The organism is Arthrobacter sp. Y3221159, assembly GCF_059089885.1.
In genome coordinates, this window is record NZ_JBNHFC010000005.1 from 101,129 (window position 1) to 120,205 (window position 19,077).

A 19,077-nucleotide genomic window follows, 5' to 3' on the forward strand; every position below is an offset into this window, starting at 1 on the left:
TCGCTGATGACTACGCTGGGCTCCGTTTGGCCACTTTTCGACCTCAAGCTGACCACTCCGCGGCTGGAACTCCGCCCCGTCCGGGACGGGGACATTCCCGCGGCCGTCGACGCCGCACGCAGCGGTATCCATGAGACCGGGAAGAGTCCGTTCAGCACTCCCTGGACCGAGATTCCCGGGGAGGAGCTGGGCTCCAACATGGCCCGCTGGTACTGGCGCTGCCGGGCAGAGTGCAGCCCCGAGTCCTGGATGATTCTCCTGGGCATTTGGCACGAGGGTGAGTTCGTCGGCTGCCAGGACGTGGGGGCCAAGGATTTCGCCGCCCTCAAGACCGTCACCACCGGATCGTGGCTGAAGCAGTCCGTCCAGGGCCGCGGCCTTGGCAAGGAGATGCGCGCCGCCGTCGTCCTGTGGGCCTTTGACTGGTTGGGCGCCGACGTGGCCGAATCCGAGGCCGCAGTCTGGAACAAGGCCTCCCTCGGCGTCTCCCGCAGCCTCGGTTACGAGCTCAACGGAACCACCCGCAAGGCCTGGGGCACCAAGGTGGAAACAGTCCAACACGTCCGCCTCACCCCAGACACATTCAAGCGCCCGGACTGGCAGCTACAGGTAGAAGGCCACGAAACCGCGGCGGCGTTCCTGAGGGTCACGTAGGTGGCAGTGGTTGGGTTCGTCCGCCCCAGCGCTTCGCCGTCGCTTAGACACCTCCCGTCGCGCCGCTTCGGTCGCTGGGCGACCTGCGCACCGCTTTTGGTCGGCGATGCGCTCCTACACGAAGCACTGGGACCGGACGTGTGCGTGGGGCAGCCTTCCGGCAGCGTGCGTCAAAGGCGACGAAGGAGCCAGCACGAAGAGGAAGGGTGCCCCACGCACCTTACGGGTCCGGCTGACCTATCCCTCGAGCAGTTCTGTTACCAGGGCGGCGATCGGGGATCTTTCGGAGCGGGTCAGGGTGACGTGGCCGAAGAGCGGGTGGCCCTTCAGGGTTTCGACGACGGCGGCGATTCCGTCGTGCCGCCCGACCCGGAGGTTGTCGCGCTGGGCGACGTCGTGGGTGAGGACAATCTTCGAGTTCTGGCCGATGCGGCTCATGACGGTCAGCAGGACGTTCTTCTCGAGCGACTGGGCTTCGTCCACAATTACGAAGGCGTCGTGCAGGGAGCGTCCGCGGATGTGGGTGAGCGGCATGACCTCGAGCATTCCGCGGTCCATGACCTCCTCCACCACTTCCTGGCTGACCAGCGCGCCGAGGGTGTCAAAGACCGCCTGGGCCCATGGGTTCATCTTCTCGGACTCGGAACCGGGCAGGTAGCCAAGTTCCTGGCCGCCGACGGCATAGAGGGGTCGGAAGACGATCACCTTGCGGTGCTCGCGGCGCTCCAGCACCGCTTCGAGGCCTGCGCAGAGGGCAAGGGCTGATTTGCCGGTGCCGGCACGGCCGCCGATGGACACGATGCCGACGGCGGGATCCATCAGCATGTCGATGGCCAGGCGCTGCTCGGCGGACCTGCCGTGGAGGCCGAAGACGTCACGGTCACCCTTGACCAGGCGGACCTGCTTGTCGGGTCCTACCCGGCCCAGCGCTGAGCCGCGGTTGGACAGCAGCACCAGGCCGGTGTTGACCGGCATCTCGGCTGCCGCGGGGATGAAGACGGGCTCGTGGCCGTAAAGGGTGGAGATTTCCTGCTCGTTGGCTTCAACCTCGGCGACGCCGGTCCAGCCGGAGTCCTTCACCAGCTCGTTGCGGTATTCGTCGGCAGTAAGCCCCATTGCAGAGGCCTTGACCCGCATCGGCAGGTCTTTGGACACCACCGTGACGTCCCGGCCTTCGTTGGAGAGGTTCTTCGCCACCGCAAGGATCCGGCTGTCGTTGTCCCCGCTGCGGAAGCCCATCGGCAGCACCTCGGACGAGATGTGGTTCAGCTCCACCATGAGGGTGCCGCCGTCGTCACCGATGGGGATTGGCTGGTTCAGTCCGCCGTGTTTGACGCGGAGGTCATCGAGGAGCCGGAGGGCCTTGCGGGCGAAGTAGCCAAGTTCGGGGTCGTGCCGTTTGGCTTCAAGCTCGGTGATGACCACCACCGGGACGATGACTTCGTGTTCGGCAAAGCGAAGCAGGGCGCGCGGGTCGGACAAGAGGACTGACGTGTCGATCACGAACGTGTGGATGAGGGCTTCCCTTCCGGAGACGGCAAAACCGGCCGCTGCATCCGTTGCTGCGCCGGTTTGTGTAGTGGCTCGCGTGGCGCGAGAGGTAGCTTTCTCTCCCTGGTCGAAAAGGACCTCGGGCAGTTGTTCAGAAGTAGCCACATCGACTCCAGCCCCGGGCAAGCCCGGAATTGTTATTGGTGAGGCGGCTCGGCCACGAGGCCGGGTCCGGCCTCCCATACAACCGGTGCGATGTTTCGCTCCATGTACTGGCCTCCCCGATCAGCCGGCGGTTTTGCCTGCTGATGGATATAACGTAAATCCACTCCAGGTAATTTCCGCAACCATTACGCGGCGATTCCTGTTGCGCCGGCGTGAACTCCCCGTGAACTGGAGATGTCAGGTCCCGAAGCGACGCTGCCGGCCCGCGTAATCGCGGAGGGCCCGCATGAAGTCCACCTTGCGGAAAGCGGGCCAGAGCGCCTCGCAGAAATAGAACTCGCTGTACGCGCTCTGCCACATCAGGAACCCTGAGAGCCTTTGTTCGCCGGAGGTGCGGATCACCAGGTCCGGGTCGGGCTGGCCCCGGGTGTAGAGAAAGCGGGAAATGTCATCCACACAGAGTTCATCCGCGAGCCGGGAAATGTCCGTGCCCTTGGCCACGGCGTCATGCAGGAGTTCGCGGACCGCGTCCACGATTTCCCGCCGCCCACCGTAGCCAACCGCCACGTTGACGTGGATCTTCTCCCGGACGGGCGTCCGCGCAGTCAGCTTGTTGAGCCGCTCGGCGAGGTAGCCGGGGAGCAGCTCCGGGGCACCCATCGCATGGACAGAGATGTTGGCATCCTCGTCCAGCCGGTCCAGGGTGTTGGCGATGATGCCCATCAGGAGGTCCAGCTCTTCGCTGGACCGGTTCATGTTGTCCGTGGACAGCATGTAGAGGGTGACCACCTTGACGCCGAGTTCCTGGCACCAGCCGAGGAACTCATGGATCTTGTCTGCGCCGGCCTGGTGGCCCTGGCTGGTGGGGGCGTTGAACTGCTTTGCCCAGCGCCTGTTGCCGTCAACCATGACGCCGATATGGCGGGGAATGCGGTCGCGGGGCAGGTCCTTGAGGAGCCGCCGCTCGTAGAAGCCGTAAAGGAACCCGGGCAACTCCACGCGTCGACTCACCTGACTTCCTCGCTGTACGTACTTGCACATCCTAGGCTACCGCCCGCTGAATGCGGGAAGTCCGGCTGGTGCCGGCGGCAGCCCGCCGTCGTATTACCCGCGAGTAACTTACCGGACCGTAGATTATTCTTGGAGGATGAACAGCGACTCCCCCGATGCCCCGCACCTGCCCCAACCACAGGGCGGAAACGCGGCAGAAGGCGCCGGGCAGGACGCCCTCGACGAGGCGGCAGTGCGGCTGGCAGAGCTGTTAATGATCAAGCCGAAATGGCGCGGCTGGATCCACGCCGTGACCGCTCCGCTGGCCCTAGCCGCAGGCATTCTGCTGGTGGCCCTTGCACCCACCGCGGACCGAAAAATCACGTCGGCCATCTATGCAACCACCGGCGTGCTGTTGTTCGGTGTCAGCGCCGTGTACCACCGCGGCAACTGGTCCCCGGCCGTAAAGATGGTGCTGAAGCGGCTCGACCACACCAACATCATGCTCGTCATCGCCGGCAGTTACACGCCGCTGGCCTGGACCCTCCTGGAGCGGCAGCAGGCTGTTCTCCTGCTATGGGTCATCTGGTCCGGTGCCATCCTCGGGGTGCTCTTCCGGCTGCTGTGGACTGATGCCCCGCGCTGGCTGTATGTACCGATCTACATAGCCCTGGGCTGCGGTTCCCTCGTCTACCTGCCGCAGTTCTTCCAGGCCAGCATTCCGGCCGCCGTGCTGATCTGCGTGGGGGGCGTCCTGTACATCACCGGGGCGGTGTTCTATGCCCTGAAGAAGCCGAACTTCAGCTACCACCACTTCGGCTTCCACGAACTGTTCCACGCTTTCACGGTCTTCGCCTTCGCGGCCCACTTCACGGCCATCGCCCTGGCCGTCCTCGGGTAACGTCCTTCGAGCAGGCTGCGCGCCTAGTCCTGCGGACGGGACTGGCCGGGGGCAATGCCGTTGCCATCGCCGTCGGACTGCCTGGGAGCGGATTCCAGCCCGTCCTGCGCGTCAGCCGCCGCCACATCGGCAGCTGCGGCGGCTGCCAGGCGGTCCTCTTCCACCTGCGCGCGGTAGCGGACCCGGCGGATCCGCCGGACCATGTCCACGATCAGCAGGGCGGTGGCCACCACGAAGAAAGCGGTCATGATGAAGCCCAGGAGGCCCGGCGTCACCTGGTCCTCAGAGATGCCTTCCCGCAGCGTGGGGGTGGGCAGCGGCGTGGGGGTGGTGGCCAGACTGAGGAGCAGATGATGCACGTTTAAACCTTCTGTGGAACGGGTGGCAGCGGATGGCGCGGCCGGAGGGCTGGCCTATCTTCTACGCGGCATAGAAATTGCCTGCCGCTACTATCTTAGCCCTGCGAACAGATCCTTCTCCGGGAGCTCGGAAGGCACCCGGGAATGGATGAGCGAGTAGTCCTCCCACGGCCAGGCCCGCCGCTGCATCTCCGCAGACACGGCAAAAAAGAACCCCAGCGGATCCACCTGCGTCCGGTGCGCACGCAGGGCGTCGTCGCGCACCTCGAAGAAATCTCCGCAATCGATCTGCGTGGTGGTCGGATGCGGTGCCGGCGGCGGCGTGTGCCCCTCGGCGTCGGACTCCAGCCAGGCGGCCAACCGCTCGGCATACGGAGACTGCAGGCCGGCCTCCTCCAGCGCGAAGTGCAGCGCACGGAAACGCTCCGGGCTGAAAGCCCTGTCGTAGTAGAGCTTGCTGGGCTCCCAGGGCTCCCCTGCATCGGGATAGCGCAAAGGGTCACCTGCAGCCTCGAAGGCTTCGACTGCCACCCGGTGGGCCATGATGTGGTCCGGATGGGGGTATCCGCCGTTCTCGTCGTAGCTCAGGATGACGTGCGGCTTGAAGGAGCGCACCAGCCGCACCAGGGGCGCCGCGGCCCGGTGCAGCGGCAGCGTGGCAAAGGCGCCTGCTGGCAACGGCGGCAGTGGGTCCCCCTCGGGAAGCCCGGAATCCACGAACCCCACCCACCGCTGCCTGATTCCCAGGATTTTGGCGGCGCTCTCCATTTCAAGGCGCCTGGCTCCGGCCATATCCCGCTTGGGGTGCGGTTCGCCTTCCACCGCAGGGTTCTGGATGTCCCCGCGGGAACCGTCCGTGCACGTGGCCACCATGACATCCACGCCGGAGGCGGCGTACTTGGCCATCGTCGCAGCGCCCTTGCTGGATTCGTCATCCGGGTGGGCATGGACTGCAAGCAGCCGTAGCGGTGCCGGGGAGTTGCTGGACGCTGTCATGGAGGGACGGCTCCTCATTCATCTTTGGTTGTGGCTGTTTCAACGGCGGCGGGCCGCTGCCTCCCACTGGTGCAGGACCGGCACCGGCGGAATGGGCACTAAACTGGACGGGTGACTTCCCCGGACCAGCCGGCCCCATCCGCGCCCGCAGACACTAGCCTAGCCAATCGCTATGGTGCTAAAAAGCGCGGGATTTCGGCCGCCGCCAAGCGGACCATAGCCGGGGTGGCACTGGCCGGCGGCATCGGCTTCATTGCATGGGTCTCCACGTCCAATTCCCTGACCGATATCTCGTTCAAGGACATCGGCTACAGCACCCCTGACGGCACGCTGGCCGAGGTGGACTTCCAGGTGACCAGGGAACCGGGGACAAACGTGCAGTGTGCCGTCAAGGCGCTTGATTCCAAGTTCGCCATAGTGGGCTGGAAAGTAGTGGACATCCCGGCCGATGCCCGGGAAGGAGCGGCTGACGGCGGCAGGACAGTAACGCAGCGCGTGGCCGTCCGCACCGAATCGCCTTCCGTGTCCGGCGTGGTGGACGATTGCTGGATAGCGGATAAAGAGGGCTAGCGGATGTGACGTGCGCCGCTCCCCTGTTGGGATAAGTCCACAGGATTGACTACAATGGAGCAATACCTTCACCCCGCTGAGCTGGTTACTGTTCCACAAGTGGCCACTGTGGCGGGGTCTTTTGCATGTAGGACCATTAGAGGAGAAGTCCGTGTCTACCACCAACAGCGCAGCTGCAGCCTGGCTTACCCAGGAAGCTTTTGACCGCCTGAAGGCAGAGCTGGACCACCTTTCCGGCCCTGGCCGGGCGGAAATTGTCCAGAAGATCGATGCAGCCCGGCAAGAGGGGGACCTCAAGGAGAACGGCGGCTACCACGCCGCCAAGGAGGAGCAGGGCAAGATTGAGGCCCGCATCCGCCAGCTCACGGTCCTGCTCCGCGATGCCCACGTGGGCGAGTCTCCCGCTGACGATGGAATCGTTGAGCCCGGCATGATCGTCGTCGCCAGGATCGCCGGCGACGAGGAGACCTTCCTGCTCGGTTCCCGTGAAATTGCCGGCGATTCCGACCTGGACGTGTTCAGTGAGAAGTCTCCGCTGGGAGCTGCCATCCTCGGGCACAAGGAAGGCGAGACGCTCAGCTACACGGCACCGAACGGCAAGGACATCAAGGTGGAAATCCTGTCCGCCAAGCCGTACGTGGCCTAGTTCCAGACGCACTAAAAGCGCCGGCACCCGCAAGGGGGCCGGCGCTTATGCGTTCTATCCCGCAGCCGGTCAGGTCAGCGGGTCGTCCGCGTCCGAAGCAGCAGCGCCGCCACCAGTCCCCCGGCCGCGCCGCCCAGGTGTGCTTGCCACGAGACGAATCCGGAAACGATGGGCAGGATCCCCAGCAGGATGCTCCCGTATCCCATGAAAAGAACCACGGCCAGGAGGATCTGGCGCCAGCTGCGGTTGAAGAAACCCCGGACCAGGAGGAAGGAGAACAAGCCGAAAACCAGGCCGGATGAGCCCACGGTGATGCCGCCGTCGCCGATCAGCCAGACCGTGAGGCCGGACCCCAGCCAGCTGAAGGCCAAGGCAGTCATGAACACCCGGAGTCCGGAGAGGAACACCAGGAAGCCGAAAATGATCAGCGGCAGGCTGTTGGAGAGCAGATGGTTCAGGTTCGCGTGCAGGAGCGGAAAGGTGAAGATGTCCAGCAGCCCGTCAGCGCTGCGGGGCCGGAGCCCGAACGTCGCGTTGAGCGAGCGGAGCATCACCATGTTGAAGAGCTCGATGACAAAGAGCAGGACCACGAAAGCACCAAGGACCAGCAAGCCGCCCTTAGCCCTTGCCGCCACGGTCTGGCGCTGCCTGATGCCCCCGTCCCCGGTCAGCCCTTCCACGGCACCTCCTAGTGCACCACGATCGGCTGGAAGCCTTCGGCGCGGAGGGCGCTGAGGACCTGGGCGCCGTGCTCGTGGCCTTTGGTCTCCAGGTTCACCGTGATGGAGACGTCTCCCATGCTGATGGAGCCGCCCACCCTGGTGTGGTCCAGGCCGGTCACATTGGCATCGTTTTCGGCGATGATCCTGGCGATGGTGGCCAGTGAGCCCGGCCTGTCGTCCAGCATCATCCGGACAGTCATGTAGCGTCCCGCCGCCGAGAGGCCGCGCTGGATCACCTTCAGCATCAACATGGGATCGATATTGCCGCCGGACAGGACCACGGCCGTGGTTCCCGGGTTCTCGATTTTCCCGTCCATCAGCGCGGCGACGCCCACAGCGCCGGCGGGCTCCACCACCATCTTGGCCCGCTCCAGCAGGAAGATCAGGGCCCGGGCCAGCGAGTCTTCGCTGACGGTGACCACGTCATCCACCAGTTCCCGGATGATGCTGAACGGCAACTGGCCGGGGCGGCCCACGGCGATGCCGTCAGCCATGGTGGACACCTTCTTCAGGGGTACCAGGGCGTCGGCGGCGAGCGACGGCGGGTAGGCGGCTGCGTTTTCGGCCTGCACACCGATAATGCGGATCTCCCGGCCCAGCTCCCTTGCCCGGGCTTTGATGGCCACGGCGACACCGGCCAAAAGCCCGCCCCCTCCAACGCCCATCAGCACGGTGTCCACGTTGGGCACCTGTTCGAGGATCTCGAGGCCGAGCGTGCCCTGGCCTGCAACGACGTCGACGTTATCGAAGGGGTGGACGAACACGGTGCCCGTCTCATTGCTGTACCGCTGGGCTTCTGCGAGCGCTTCGTCGACGTTGTGCCCGTGCAGGATAACTTCCGCGCCGTGGCTGCGGGTGGCTGCCAGCTTGGGCAGCGCCACGCCGAGCGGCATGTAGATGCGGGCCTTGATTCCAAGGCTCTTGGCAGCCACGGCCACGCCCTGGGCGTGGTTGCCTGCCGAGGCGGCCACCACGCCGCGCTTTTTCTCTTCCGGGGACAGCCTGGCCATCCGCACGTAGGCTCCGCGGACCTTGAACGATCCTGCCCGCTGGAGGTTTTCGCACTTGAAGTAGACGTCGCCGCCAACCATTGTTCCCAGCGCCCGCGACGATTCAACAGGAGTGCGCGCAATAATCCCGTCAAGCAGCTTCTGCGCCTCCAGGACATCGTCCAGTGTGACGGGAAGGGTTTCAAGGATGTTCACGGACTATTCTCCTCTGGATTCGTCCCCGGGGCCCGGCTTGGGAAAGCTGCGGACATCGGGATCTTCTGCTGTGGTGCCTGCTGCGGCGTCCCTGCCGTGCCAGCGCACTGCAGGCCGGGCAACATCCTTGATGGTGTTGTCCGCCGGAGCACCGGCCGCCAGCGGCGTTAGCGGCACCTGTTCATGTTCCCACGTTCTGGCGGCAATGTAGCGAATGGCCGAATTTGCGACGGCGAGAATGGGTACCGAGAACAGGGCACCCGGGATGCCGGCGAGGTATGAGCCGGCAGCGACGGTGAGGATGACGGCCACCGGATGCAGTGCCACGGCCTTGCCCATGACCAGGGGCTGCAGGATGTGGCTTTCGAGCTGCTGGACCAGCAGGACGATGCCCAGCATGATGAGGGCGTTGACCGGCCCGTTGGCCACCAGCGCGAGCAGCACGGCGATGGCGCCGGTCACCAGGGCACCCACCACGGGGATGAAGGAGCCAATGAAGACCAGCACCGCCAGCGGCAGCGCAAGGGGAACACCGATGATTGCTGCTCCCACCCCGATGCCCACCGCGTCAACGAACGCAACGAACATCTGGATCCGGGCATAGCTGACCATGGAAGTCCAGCCCTTGCGTCCGGCGCCGAATGCTGCCGCCCGCGCCTTCCTGGGGAGGAGCCGCACCAGGAATACCCAGATCCTGTCGCCCTCCAGCAGGAAGAAAATCAGGATGAAGAGGGCCAGGACCAGGCCTGCGGCAAAGTGGCCCGCAGTGCTGCCGAAGGAGAGCGCGCCGCTGACAATGCTGCTGGTGTTGTCCTGCAGGGCCGCAGTGGCTTCCTTCAGGTACTGGTCCATCTGGTCCGCCGTCAGGTGGAGCGGTCCGTCCGCCAGCCAGTCCTGGATCTTCTTGACCCCGGCCAGCGATTCCGACCAGAGTTCTCCGAAACCGACCCAGAGCTGCCTACCCACCAGTGCCAGCGCACCGGCGATGAGTCCGATGAAGCCGAGCACGGTCATGGCCACTGCCAGTCCGGCGGGCACCCGGTAGCTCTTGAGCCAGCCCACCACCGGGTTGAGGAGCCCTGCGAGGAGCGCGGCCACCAGGACGGGAATGATCAGGAAGCTGATGTGGCTCAGCAGCCACACCAGGGCACCGCCAACCAGGAGGATCAGGCCCAGCCGCCATGCCCATGACGCCGCGATACGGATTCCGTAGGGAATGTCCCGGTCCAGCTCCCGGTCAGCGAGAACCCGCAGCGTCGGTGGTGCTGGAACGGGTTTTTGCTGTACGGAGGCTGGGCTTGAAGGCGGTACGGCATCCCCGGTTGGCGTCATAGCCTAATAATTCCGCAGCGGTGCCCTAATGGGAAACTGCTAGCGGTCCCCGCCTGCGCTGTAGTCGATTCCCCACTCGATGGTGAAGGCCTCGCCTGGCGCCAACCAGCGGAGTCCGTCGCCGGAGTTGAAGGCGTTTGCCGGTCCGGTCATTGGCTCCACTGCGACGGCCCGGCTGCGGCCGGGGTACTCGGTGCTCACGAAGACGTGGACATACTCGCAGGCTGCATCCTGCCAGAGGCTGACACTGCGTCCGTCGGCAGCACTCAGGGTATGCCGGGCTTTGCCGTCCACGCGCGTGAGGCCGGTGAGGGCGACATCCACGCTGAGGTCCGCAATGCGCCGGCCGGACTGGAAATCGGTGTCTCCCGCCACCGGTGCTGAGCCGCGGGGAATGAGCCGTTCATCGGCCACCAGCCGGGTGTCCGCGGCAACCGTGAGCACCAGCTCCTCGATGGGCGCATCACCCAGGCGGAGGTATGGATGCGCTCCCAGGACGAACGGGGCCGAAGCTTTGGAATGGTTGGCAAGGGTCTGCCGGACCACCAGGCCCAGGGTGTGGTCCAGGAGGTATTGGACGCGGTGCCGCAGCAGGAAGGGATAGCCGTGCTGCGGAAAGATGGTGGCCTCCAGGGAGACGGAGTGCTCCGACTCGTCGACCAGGGCGTACGCAGTGTTGCGCAGCAGGCCGTGGCTGGCGTTGTTCCGGGCAACTTCGGTGATGTCCAGCTGCTGCTTTTTGCCGTCCAGGAACCACTTGCCGTCCTCCACGCGGTTGGCCCAGGGGGCAAGCGTGATTCCGGTGGCTCCGGGCGGGATCTGGTCGTCGCCATATGTCTCTGTCAGGAGTACGCCGCCGCGGTGGAAGGAGCGGAGGCCTGCCGCCAGCTCGGTGACCACCGCCAGGGCATCGCCGCGCCGCAGCTCATATTGCCGCCCCGTCGCATAGGCCTGCGGAGTCGAACCGGCCGGGGATTCCTGCTGGGAAGACGATGTCATGGGCATACCGTACCCCGGCTGCCGTTCACGGCACCAATGGTTAATGTTGTCTTTTGTTCTTAACTATTCTTTTTTGATCGGGTATGCCAAACTTTTCTGCATGACAGGGATCACCAGTACCAGACTCTCCGACGGCCGGGAGCTGATCTATTTCGACGACGCGGGCACTACTGTTTCGCGCGCAGCCGAACTGACCATGGACCACCGCGGCCTTCCTCCCCGGGGCGAGCCGGGCGAGGTCCGGTTCGATGCCCTGACCAACGAGTGGGTGGCAGTCGCGGCCCACCGCCAGACCCGGACCCATCTCCCGCCGGCAGACCAGTGCCCCATCTGCCCCACCACCGGCAGCAACCCCTCGGAAATACCGGCCGCGGACTACGATGTGGTGGTTTTCGAGAACCGCTTTCCCTCCCTCGGACCGGCGCTGGGCCCCGTTTCGGAGGATGCAGTATGGGGAACGAAAGGTCGGGCGTACGGCCGCTGCGAGGTAGTGTCCTTCACTCCGGAGCACACCGGGTCCTTCAGCGGACTCAGCCGGACCCGCTCCCGCACCGTTATTGAGGCCTGGGCACAACGGACCGCCGCCCTCAGCGCCCTGCCCGGGATCCAGCAGGTGTTCCCGTTCGAGAACCGCGGCGCGGACATCGGCGTCACCCTGCACCATCCGCACGGGCAGATCTACGCCTACCCGTACGTAACACCCCGCGCCGCCGTGATCGGCACCGCAGCGCAGGAATTTCATGACGCCCGTGACGGCCGGGAGACCCTGACCGGATCCCTGCTGCGTGCTGAGCGGGAGGACGGGGGCAGGATGGTGATGGAAGGTGAAAACTTCAGTGCCTACGTCCCCTTTGCTGCCCGGTGGCCGCTTGAGATCCACCTGGTTCCCCACCGCCATGTTCCGGACCTGGCGGCCCTGAGCGGCGAAGAGAAGGACGAACTGGCGGAGGTCTACCTGGATCTGCTCAAACGCGTGGACGCCCTGTATCCCACCCCCACCCCGTACATCTCCGCCTGGCACCAGGCCCCGTTGGATCCTGTCCTGCGGCCCGCGGGCTACCTGCACCTTCAGCTGACGTCACCCCGCCGCGCTGCGGATAAGCTGAAATACCTTGCCGGGTCCGAGGCCGCCATGGGTGCGTTCATCAACGACACCACCCCGGAAAGCGTGGCAGAGCGCCTGCGTTCGGTCACCGTTCCGGGGTCGCCCACGTCGCCGGCCCTGGCCGGCATGTCTGAAGGAGCCCCCGCTTGAGCACCGCACCCGATCCCTCCACCGCGCCGGCCCTTGCCCCGGCAGGGGACCTGGCTGCCCGTTTCACCCAAGAGTTCGGGAGCGCTCCCGACGGCATCTGGCAGGCGCCCGGCCGCGTGAACCTCATCGGTGAACACACGGACTACAACGAGGGCTTCGTCCTGCCCTTCGCCATCGACAGGACAGCCCGCGTGGCCGTCGGAGTCCGCGCGGACTCAACTGTCCGGCTGCTATCGACCTACGGCGACCAGGGCGTCGTAGCCACCGCGCTTGAGTCCCTTGAGCCGGGGTCGGCCAAGGGCTGGACGAAGTACCCGCTTGGCGTCATGTGGGTCCTGCGCCGGCGCGGCATCGACGTCCCGGGAGTCGATCTGCTGTTGGATTCAGACGTCCCCCTGGGGGCCGGCCTGTCGTCGTCGCACGCTATTGAATGTGCCGTCATCACGGCGCTGAACGACCTGACCGGGGCCGGCCTGGAAGCACAGGACATGGTCCTGGCCACCCAGCAGGCGGAGAACGACTTTGTGGGAGCCCCCACCGGCATCATGGACCAGTCCGCCTCGCTGCGCGGCGCCCGCGGACACGCCGTGTTCCTGGACTGCCGGGACCAGAACGCCAGCCTTGTTCCGTTCGAGACGGAACCCGCCGGGCTGGTGCTGCTGGTCATCGACACCAAGGTGTCGCACTCGCATGCCGACGGCGGATACGCCTCCCGGCGGGCATCATGCGAACTGGGCGCTGAAGTGCTGGGGGTCAAAGCGCTGCGCGACGTGCAGGTGGGTGACCTGGAGGAGGCTGGCGGGTTGCTGGACGAGGTGACGTTCCGGCGCGTCCGGCACGTGGTCACCGAAAACGACCGGGTGCTGCAGACCGTTGAACTCCTCGCCGACCGGGGGCCCGCTGCCATTGGTCATCTGCTGGACGCCAGCCATGCGTCGATGCGCGATGACTTCGAGATCTCCTGTCCGGAACTTGACCTCGCCGTGGATACCTCGCGGGCGGCCGGTGCCATCGGCGCCCGGATGACCGGCGGCGGGTTCGGCGGTGCAGCCATCGCACTGACCCCCGCCGCCAGCGAACAGAAGGTGCGCGACGCCGTCGTGCACGCGTTTGCCAGGGCCGGCTTCACAGCGCCGGACATCTTCACCGTGTCGCCTGCCGCCGGGGCCGTGCGCATCGCCTGAGCCGCAGGATACCCGGACGCAGACAAACGGAGGGCCCCACCAGAAATCTGGTGGGGCCCTCCGTTGCTGTCACGGTCCTGTGGTGGGACCGCCTTGCCGGTTACTCCTCGCCGCGGAGGATAGCCAGCAGGCGGATGATCTCCACGTACAGCCAGACCAGGGTGACGGTCAGGCCGAACGCGGCCGTCCACGAGAAGCGCTGCGGAGCGCCGCTGCGGACACCGGCTTCTATGCTGGTGAAGTCCATGACCAGCGAGAATGCCGCAAGGCCGATGGCCAGGATGCCAATGACGACGCCGATGATGCCGCTTCGCAGTCCGAAGGGTTCGGAGGTGAGGCCGGTCAGCATCATGACGAGGTTGACCACGGAGAAGAGTGCGTAGCCAATCAGGGCGATCATGAAGAACTTCATGGCCTTGGGGGTGGCGCGCACCTTGCCGCTCTTGAAGAGGACAAGCGTCACGGTGAAGACGGACAGCGTGCCGAGGACAGCCTGGAGCCCAACGCCCGGGTACATGGTGTCAAGGACCCGGGTGAGGCCGCCGAGGAAGAGGCCTTCGAGGCCCGCGTACGCAAGAATCAGAGCCGGTGACGGCTGCTTCTTGAACGTATTCACGAGCGCCAGGACGAAGCCGCCCAGCGCACCGACCACCATCAGCAGGGATGCCAGGCCGAGGCCCACCACCATGGTGACCGCGGCACCGGCGAGCAGCACTCCGAGGCAGGCAGCAGTCTTGACGATGACGTCGTCGAACGTCATCCGTCCGGTGTCAGCGGGGCCGGCGGAAGGCCTGCTGTACATCTGCTGCAGTTGCTCGTCCGTCATGCCCTGCGGCTGGGTGTTCCAGCCCTGCTGGCCGTAAGGTGCCTGGCCGTAAGGTGCCTGACCGTACGGAGCTTGTCCGTAGGGAGCCTGCGGGACAGGCGGTGCCTGGGTGGCTCCACGGAAATTCTTTCCGTTGAAGATCGGGTTGCCGCCAAGTGCCATTGCTGGATTCCTCCGTGTGGGTGTGATGTGAACCTTAAGGTTTACGCTACCAATTACCACGCCAATACGCCCCTGAAAGTTCCCGAACGGGCTGCTATGCAACGCAACCGTGACGCAGGCGGCTCCGCTGTCATTGCCGGGCTGCATCCGGCGGGCCTCGAAAATACCGTGGCTCAACAAAGGTTTCTCAGCGCGTTCCCCCCGTCCGGCCCGCCCCTGTTGCCCGAGTTGTTACCTGATCGCTACCAACAAGGCCTGGACCTCGGCATTTGCGGCATCCTGCGCGCTGTAGCATAAGCCAAGCAGGGTGACGGAACTCACACATGCGTGAGGGTGCCGGGCGAGATGGCGCCTCCCCGCCCTGCGCCCGTTCGCAGCGGTTGCAATGGCGCAGCCGAGACCGCCCCCAAGTGGAGGTTTTTCACCTTGAGAAGTACACCCCACGGCCAGCCGGCCAAACGACGGCGGGGCTTGCCGGGAATCATGGGAGCCATCAGTGCAACCATCCTGGCGATCCTCCTCCTCGCGGCACCGGCAACCCAGGCCGCTTCCCCGTCACCGACACCATCCCCGTCGAACCAGACCTTCCAGAACAACATCAGCGGTTTCCTCCGCGACGACACCCGCGCACCCCTGGCGGATGTGACCATCACTGCCAGGAAGGGCGACTTCACCGGCACGGCCAAGTCGTCAGCGAACGGCTCCTGGAACATCGGCGTGCCCGAGCAGGGCACCTACACCGTGGAACTGGACGAATCCACCCTGCCTGAGGGCATCACCCTCGCCGAGGGCCAGGATAACCCGCGTGAGGTCACTTTCAGCCAGACCTCGAACCTGTCAGTGATCTTTGCCTTCGGCAAAGGCATCGTGGTCCAGGAACAGAACTTCGGGCAGAACCTGCTCAACCGCCTGGTGGCAGGTTTGAGCTTCGGCCTGCTCCTGGCGCTGGCTTCCGTGGGACTGTCACTGATCTTCGGAACCACCGGGCTCACCAACTTTGCCCATGGTGAGATGGTGACCCTGGGCGCCGTGCTGGTGTTTGCATTCAATGCGGCCGGGCTGCCCTTCTGGCTGGCACTGATCCTGGCCCTGCTGGGCGGCGCCCTCTTCGGGTATGCCCAGGACCGGGGCCTGTGGCGGCCGCTGCGACGCCGCGGGACCGGCCTGGTGCCCATGATGATTGTCAGCATCGGCCTCGCGCTGGCCGTGCGCTACGTCATCCAGTTCTACTTTGGCGGCGCCACGCAACAGCTTCCCTTTGCCCAGAGCCCGGAAATCCAGTTGGGGCCGGTATCCATCTCGCCCAACAACCTCTGGTCCCTGGGCATCAGTGCGGTGGTGATCACGATTCTCGGCATCGTCCTACTGAAGACGCGGCTGGGCAAGGCCACCCGCGCTGTGGCGGACAATCCCGCCCTGGCTGCTGCCTCCGGCATTGACGTGGACGCCGTCATCCGGCTGGTGTGGATCACAGGCGGGATGCTGGCTGCCCTGGGCGGCATACTCTGGGCCTACTACCGGCCGGGCGTCACCTTCGATATGGGATCCGCCATCCTCCTGCTGATTTTCGCGGGCGTCACCCTTGGCGGGCTCGGAACCGTATTCGGTGCACTGGTGGGATCCGTCATCGTCGGAATCTTCGTCGAGCTCACCACAGTGTTCGGCCTCGCCGCCGACCTCAAGTTCGTGGGAGCCCTGTTCATCATGATCGTTGTCCTCTTGTTCCGGCCGCAGGGCATCCTGGGCCGGCGCGAGCGCGTGGGTTAGGAGACAGACGTGGATTTTGGATTCATTCTTGCCAGCGCTGCCAGTGAAATCTTCAGTCCGACGACCGCCGCCTACGCTTTGGCCGCCCTCGGACTCGCTGTGCACTTCGGATATTCAGGGCTGTTGAACTTCGGCCAGGCCGGCTTCATGGCGGTGGGGGCGTACGGGTTCGCCATCTCCACCCTTACCTTCGGGGTGCCGTTCTTCGTTGGGCTGCTGATCGCCATCATTGCCTCCTCGATTTTCGCCCTGCTGCTCGGCATCCCCACGTTGAGGCTGCGGGCTGACTACCTCGCAATCGTCACCATCGCATCGGCGGAGATTGTCCGGTATATCGTGACCACCAACCAGCTCACCTCCATCACGGGGTCGGCCAACGGACTGGCGGCATTCGAAGGCGGCTTTTACGCCATGAACCCCTTCCCGGAGGGTGACTACTTCAGCATGAACAATCGCGACTTCTTTATCCGGGTTGTCGCCTGGGCTCTGGTCGCACTGTGCTGCACCCTGGTATGGCTGCTGATGCGCAGCCCGTGGGGCCGCGTCCTGAAGGGCATCCGCGAAGACGAGAACGCGGTCCGCTCGCTGGGCAAGAACGTCTACGCCCACAAAATGCAGGCACTGATCATCGGCGGTGTGCTCGGCGCCCTTGCCGGCATGGTCTTCACGCTCCCCCGCGGGGCAGTCCAGCCGGCGAACTACGGCACGGAATTGACGTTCTTCCTGTATACCTGCCTCCTGCTCGGCGGCCTTGGTACCGTCCTTGGGCCGGTGATCGGCGCCATGATCTTTTGGGTGGTCCTGTCCCTGACCCAGGGCATCCTGTATGGCCTGATCGAGTCGGGTGCTGTCAACTGGCTTAACACGGTCCAGGCCGGCCAGCTGCGTTACATCCTGGTTGGCGTCGCCCTGATGCTCCTGATGATATTCAGGCCGCAGGGCGTGTTTGGAAACAAGAAGGAGCTGGCGTTCGCATGAGCATGCACAGCGAAATACCTGCAACCACGGGCACAAACGAGCCTGACTATATGACCGACGACCGTCCTATTCCGGCCGGCGAAACGGGCCCGGGCTGCAAAAAGCGCGACCCCATTCTTGTCGCAGAGAATGTCACCCGCAGCTTTGGCGGCATTAACGCCGTCGACGTCGAGTACTTGGAAATCCCCCGGCACAAAATCACTGCCCTGATTGGCCCCAACGGCGCCGGTAAGACCACGCTCTTCAACCTGCTGACCGGGTTCGATACCCCCAACAGCGGAAAGTGGCAGTTCGAGGGCAAGAGCATTGCAGGGATGTCACCCTACAAGGTTGCACGGATGGGTATGGTGCGGACCTTCCAGCTGACCAAGGTTATGGGCAAGCTGACGGTCATGGAGAACATGCGGCTCGGCGCGGCCAACCAGTCCGGCGAGCGCCTTTCCAGGGCGTTGTTCAAGGGCATCTGGGGCGGCCGGGAGAAGGAGATCACGGCCCAGGCAAACGTGCTCCTTGAGAAGTTCAAGCTTGACGTCAAAAAGGACGATTACGCAGCGTCCCTCTCCGGCGGCCAGCGCAAGCTCCTGGAGATGGCCCGGTCCCTCATGGTGCAGCCCAAGCTCGTGATGCTGGACGAGCCCATGGCCGGCGTCAACCCGGCGCTGACCCAATCGCTGCTGGACCACATCAAAAACCTCAAGGCCGAGGGCATGACCGTCCTGTTCGTGGAACACGACATGCATATGGTCAGGCACATTGCCGATTGGGTAGTGGTCATGGCGGAGGGAAAAGTGGTGGCAGAGGGCCCGCCCGGCGAAGTGATGAAGGACCCCGCCGTCATCGATGCCTACCTTGGCGCCCACCACGACGTCGACCTTGGCGACTCCGAGGGCCTCAAGGAACTGGCAGCCGAGCTTGAGGCCGACGAGGAATCCATCGTCGGAACCGAAAATGCCGGCATCATCTCGCTGGACGTTGTGTCCAATGAAGCCGAGGAGGCCCGCCGGGGCGGGAACCGGCCCAGCGGCACGGAGCCGCAGGGCCGGCACGGTAGCACGGAGACAGGCAGCACGGGGAAGGACACTCAATGAGCAGCACCAGCGCGGCAGCCGCCGCACAGCCGGTGGAAGATGGCGGGTCCGTCGTTAAAGTCACCGACGTTGTGGCGGGTTACCTGCCCGGGGTCAACATCCTCAACGGCTGCAGCATCGAGGCCCGCAAGGGTGAGCTGATCGGCATCATCGGTCCAAACGGCGCCGGCAAGTCCACGCTCCTGAAGGCCATGTTTGGTCTGGTAAAAGTCCATTCGGGTACCGTCGTGGTCCGGGGCCAGGACATCACCGGGCTGAAGGCCAACAAACTGGTGACGCGTGGTGTCGGATTCGTCCCGCAGACCAACAATGTGTTCGCCACGCTGACCATCGAGGAGAACCTCCAGATGGGCATGTTCCAACGGCCCAAGGACTTTGCGGAGCGGTTCGACTTTGTCACCAGCCTCTTCCCCGAACTGGGCAAGCGGCGTGCCCAGCGGGCAGGTTCCCTGTCCGGGGGCGAGCGGCAGATGGTGGCCATGGGCCGTGCCCTAATGATGGACCCGGCCGTGCTGCTCCTGGATGAGCCGTCCGCGGGCCTCTCCCCCGTCAAGCAGGACGAAACGTTCCTCCGCGTGCATGAGATCAACCGTGCAGGGGTGTCAGTGATCATGGTGGAGCAGAACGCGCGCCGTTGCCTCCAGATCTGCGACCGCGGCTACGTCCTGGACCAGGGCCGGGATGCCTACACCGGCACTGGCCGTGAACTGATGAAGGATCCCAAGGTCATCCAGCTCTATCTCGGTACCCTGGCCGACACCGTCGAGTAGCGGCCGGCAGTACACAC

General features: G+C 65.0%; 19 protein-coding genes. 10 read left to right on the forward strand and 9 right to left on the reverse strand.

Annotated elements, in window-relative coordinates:
• Positions 1-6: 6 nt before the first annotated feature.
• The gene (locus AC5RT3_RS06970) at positions 7-654 is read left to right on the forward strand and encodes a GNAT family N-acetyltransferase (RefSeq protein ID WP_494051422.1); all 648 of its coding nucleotides are present in this window, start codon (positions 7-9) and stop codon (positions 652-654) included.
• A gap of 237 nt (positions 655-891) precedes the next feature.
• Here the strand turns inward: AC5RT3_RS06970 and phoH2 are convergent, their stop codons facing one another.
• Both phoH2 and AC5RT3_RS06980 read right to left on the reverse strand, forming a co-directional pair.
• A complete protein-coding gene (gene phoH2 / locus AC5RT3_RS06975; protein WP_494051421.1) occupies positions 892-2,310 on the reverse strand; it encodes an RNA 5'-3' helicase PhoH2 in 1,419 nt (472 codons plus the stop codon).
• Between the two features lie 237 nt (positions 2,311-2,547).
• The gene (locus AC5RT3_RS06980; protein ID WP_494123909.1) at positions 2,548-3,309 is read right to left on the reverse strand and encodes an isoprenyl transferase; all 762 of its coding nucleotides are present in this window, start codon (positions 3,307-3,309) and stop codon (positions 2,548-2,550) included.
• Positions 3,310-3,457: 148 nt separating this feature from the next.
• On the opposite strand from AC5RT3_RS06980, the gene trhA reads away from it, so the two are divergent.
• Positions 3,458-4,201: a PAQR family membrane homeostasis protein TrhA gene (gene trhA, locus AC5RT3_RS06985; RefSeq protein WP_494123834.1), complete on the forward strand. Its 744-nt coding sequence runs from the start codon at positions 3,458-3,460 to the stop codon at positions 4,199-4,201.
• Between the two features lie 23 nt (positions 4,202-4,224).
• Here trhA and AC5RT3_RS06990 read toward each other — a convergent pair whose 3' ends face one another.
• Both AC5RT3_RS06990 and mca read right to left on the reverse strand, forming a co-directional pair.
• The gene (locus tag AC5RT3_RS06990; protein WP_494010625.1) at positions 4,225-4,560 is read right to left on the reverse strand and encodes a hypothetical protein; all 336 of its coding nucleotides are present in this window, start codon (positions 4,558-4,560) and stop codon (positions 4,225-4,227) included.
• Between the two features lie 90 nt (positions 4,561-4,650).
• Positions 4,651-5,556: a mycothiol conjugate amidase Mca gene (gene mca / locus AC5RT3_RS06995; protein ID WP_494051419.1), complete on the reverse strand. Its 906-nt coding sequence runs from the start codon at positions 5,554-5,556 to the stop codon at positions 4,651-4,653.
• Between the two features lie 225 nt (positions 5,557-5,781).
• Here mca and AC5RT3_RS07000 point away from each other — a divergent pair, with 225 nt between their 5' ends.
• Both AC5RT3_RS07000 and greA read left to right on the forward strand, forming a co-directional pair.
• Positions 5,782-6,126, forward strand: a complete 345-nt coding sequence (locus AC5RT3_RS07000; protein WP_494051418.1) for a DUF4307 domain-containing protein — start codon at positions 5,782-5,784, stop codon at positions 6,124-6,126.
• A 151-nt stretch (positions 6,127-6,277) separates the two neighbouring features.
• Complete coding sequence (gene greA, locus AC5RT3_RS07005) at positions 6,278-6,772, forward strand: transcription elongation factor GreA (protein WP_494051417.1); 495 nt, start codon at positions 6,278-6,280, stop codon at positions 6,770-6,772.
• A gap of 74 nt (positions 6,773-6,846) precedes the next feature.
• Here greA and AC5RT3_RS07010 read toward each other — a convergent pair whose 3' ends face one another.
• Genes AC5RT3_RS07010 through AC5RT3_RS07025 form a run of 4 tightly spaced genes read right to left on the reverse strand, consistent with a single transcriptional unit; the run spans position 6,847 to position 11,030 of the window.
• Positions 6,847-7,452: a rhomboid family intramembrane serine protease gene (locus tag AC5RT3_RS07010; protein ID WP_494051416.1), complete on the reverse strand. Its 606-nt coding sequence runs from the start codon at positions 7,450-7,452 to the stop codon at positions 6,847-6,849.
• 8 nt (positions 7,453-7,460) lie between these two features.
• Entirely contained in the window at positions 7,461-8,699 is a 1,239-nt protein-coding gene (gene ilvA, locus AC5RT3_RS07015; protein WP_494051415.1) for a threonine ammonia-lyase, read from the reverse strand.
• Between the two features lie 3 nt (positions 8,700-8,702).
• Entirely contained in the window at positions 8,703-10,031 is a 1,329-nt protein-coding gene (locus tag AC5RT3_RS07020; protein ID WP_494123835.1) for an AI-2E family transporter, read from the reverse strand.
• A 39-nt stretch (positions 10,032-10,070) separates the two neighbouring features.
• Positions 10,071-11,030, reverse strand: coding sequence for an aldose 1-epimerase family protein (locus AC5RT3_RS07025; RefSeq protein ID WP_494051413.1), 960 nt, complete (start codon positions 11,028-11,030; stop codon positions 10,071-10,073).
• Between the two features lie 100 nt (positions 11,031-11,130).
• Here AC5RT3_RS07025 and galT point away from each other — a divergent pair, with 100 nt between their 5' ends.
• Positions 11,131-12,285, forward strand: a complete 1,155-nt coding sequence (gene galT / locus AC5RT3_RS07030; RefSeq protein WP_494123836.1) for a galactose-1-phosphate uridylyltransferase — start codon at positions 11,131-11,133, stop codon at positions 12,283-12,285.
• The gene (galK, locus tag AC5RT3_RS07035; RefSeq protein ID WP_494123837.1) at positions 12,282-13,469 is read left to right on the forward strand and encodes a galactokinase; all 1,188 of its coding nucleotides are present in this window, start codon (positions 12,282-12,284) and stop codon (positions 13,467-13,469) included. The genes galT and galK overlap by 4 nt, the downstream gene beginning before the upstream one ends.
• 100 nt (positions 13,470-13,569) lie before the next feature.
• On the opposite strand, the gene AC5RT3_RS07040 is transcribed toward galK, so the two are convergent.
• Positions 13,570-14,457, reverse strand: a complete 888-nt coding sequence (locus tag AC5RT3_RS07040) for a Bax inhibitor-1/YccA family protein (protein WP_494123838.1) — start codon at positions 14,455-14,457, stop codon at positions 13,570-13,572.
• 483 nt (positions 14,458-14,940) lie between these two features.
• Here AC5RT3_RS07040 and AC5RT3_RS07045 point away from each other — a divergent pair, with 483 nt between their 5' ends.
• From AC5RT3_RS07045 to AC5RT3_RS07060, 4 genes are read left to right on the forward strand one after another with little or no spacing between them, the layout of a single operon-like run.
• A complete protein-coding gene (locus AC5RT3_RS07045; RefSeq protein WP_494051409.1) occupies positions 14,941-16,224 on the forward strand; it encodes a branched-chain amino acid ABC transporter permease in 1,284 nt (427 codons plus the stop codon).
• Positions 16,225-16,233: 9 nt separating this feature from the next.
• The gene (locus AC5RT3_RS07050) at positions 16,234-17,202 is read left to right on the forward strand and encodes a branched-chain amino acid ABC transporter permease (protein ID WP_494123839.1); all 969 of its coding nucleotides are present in this window, start codon (positions 16,234-16,236) and stop codon (positions 17,200-17,202) included.
• Complete coding sequence (locus AC5RT3_RS07055; protein ID WP_494123840.1) at positions 17,199-18,290, forward strand: ABC transporter ATP-binding protein; 1,092 nt, start codon at positions 17,199-17,201, stop codon at positions 18,288-18,290. The genes AC5RT3_RS07050 and AC5RT3_RS07055 overlap by 4 nt, the downstream gene beginning before the upstream one ends.
• Entirely contained in the window at positions 18,287-19,060 is a 774-nt protein-coding gene (locus AC5RT3_RS07060) for an ABC transporter ATP-binding protein (protein WP_494010640.1), read from the forward strand. Before AC5RT3_RS07055 ends, AC5RT3_RS07060 begins: the two co-directional genes overlap by 4 nt.
• The last annotated feature ends 17 nt before the right edge of the window (positions 19,061-19,077 follow it).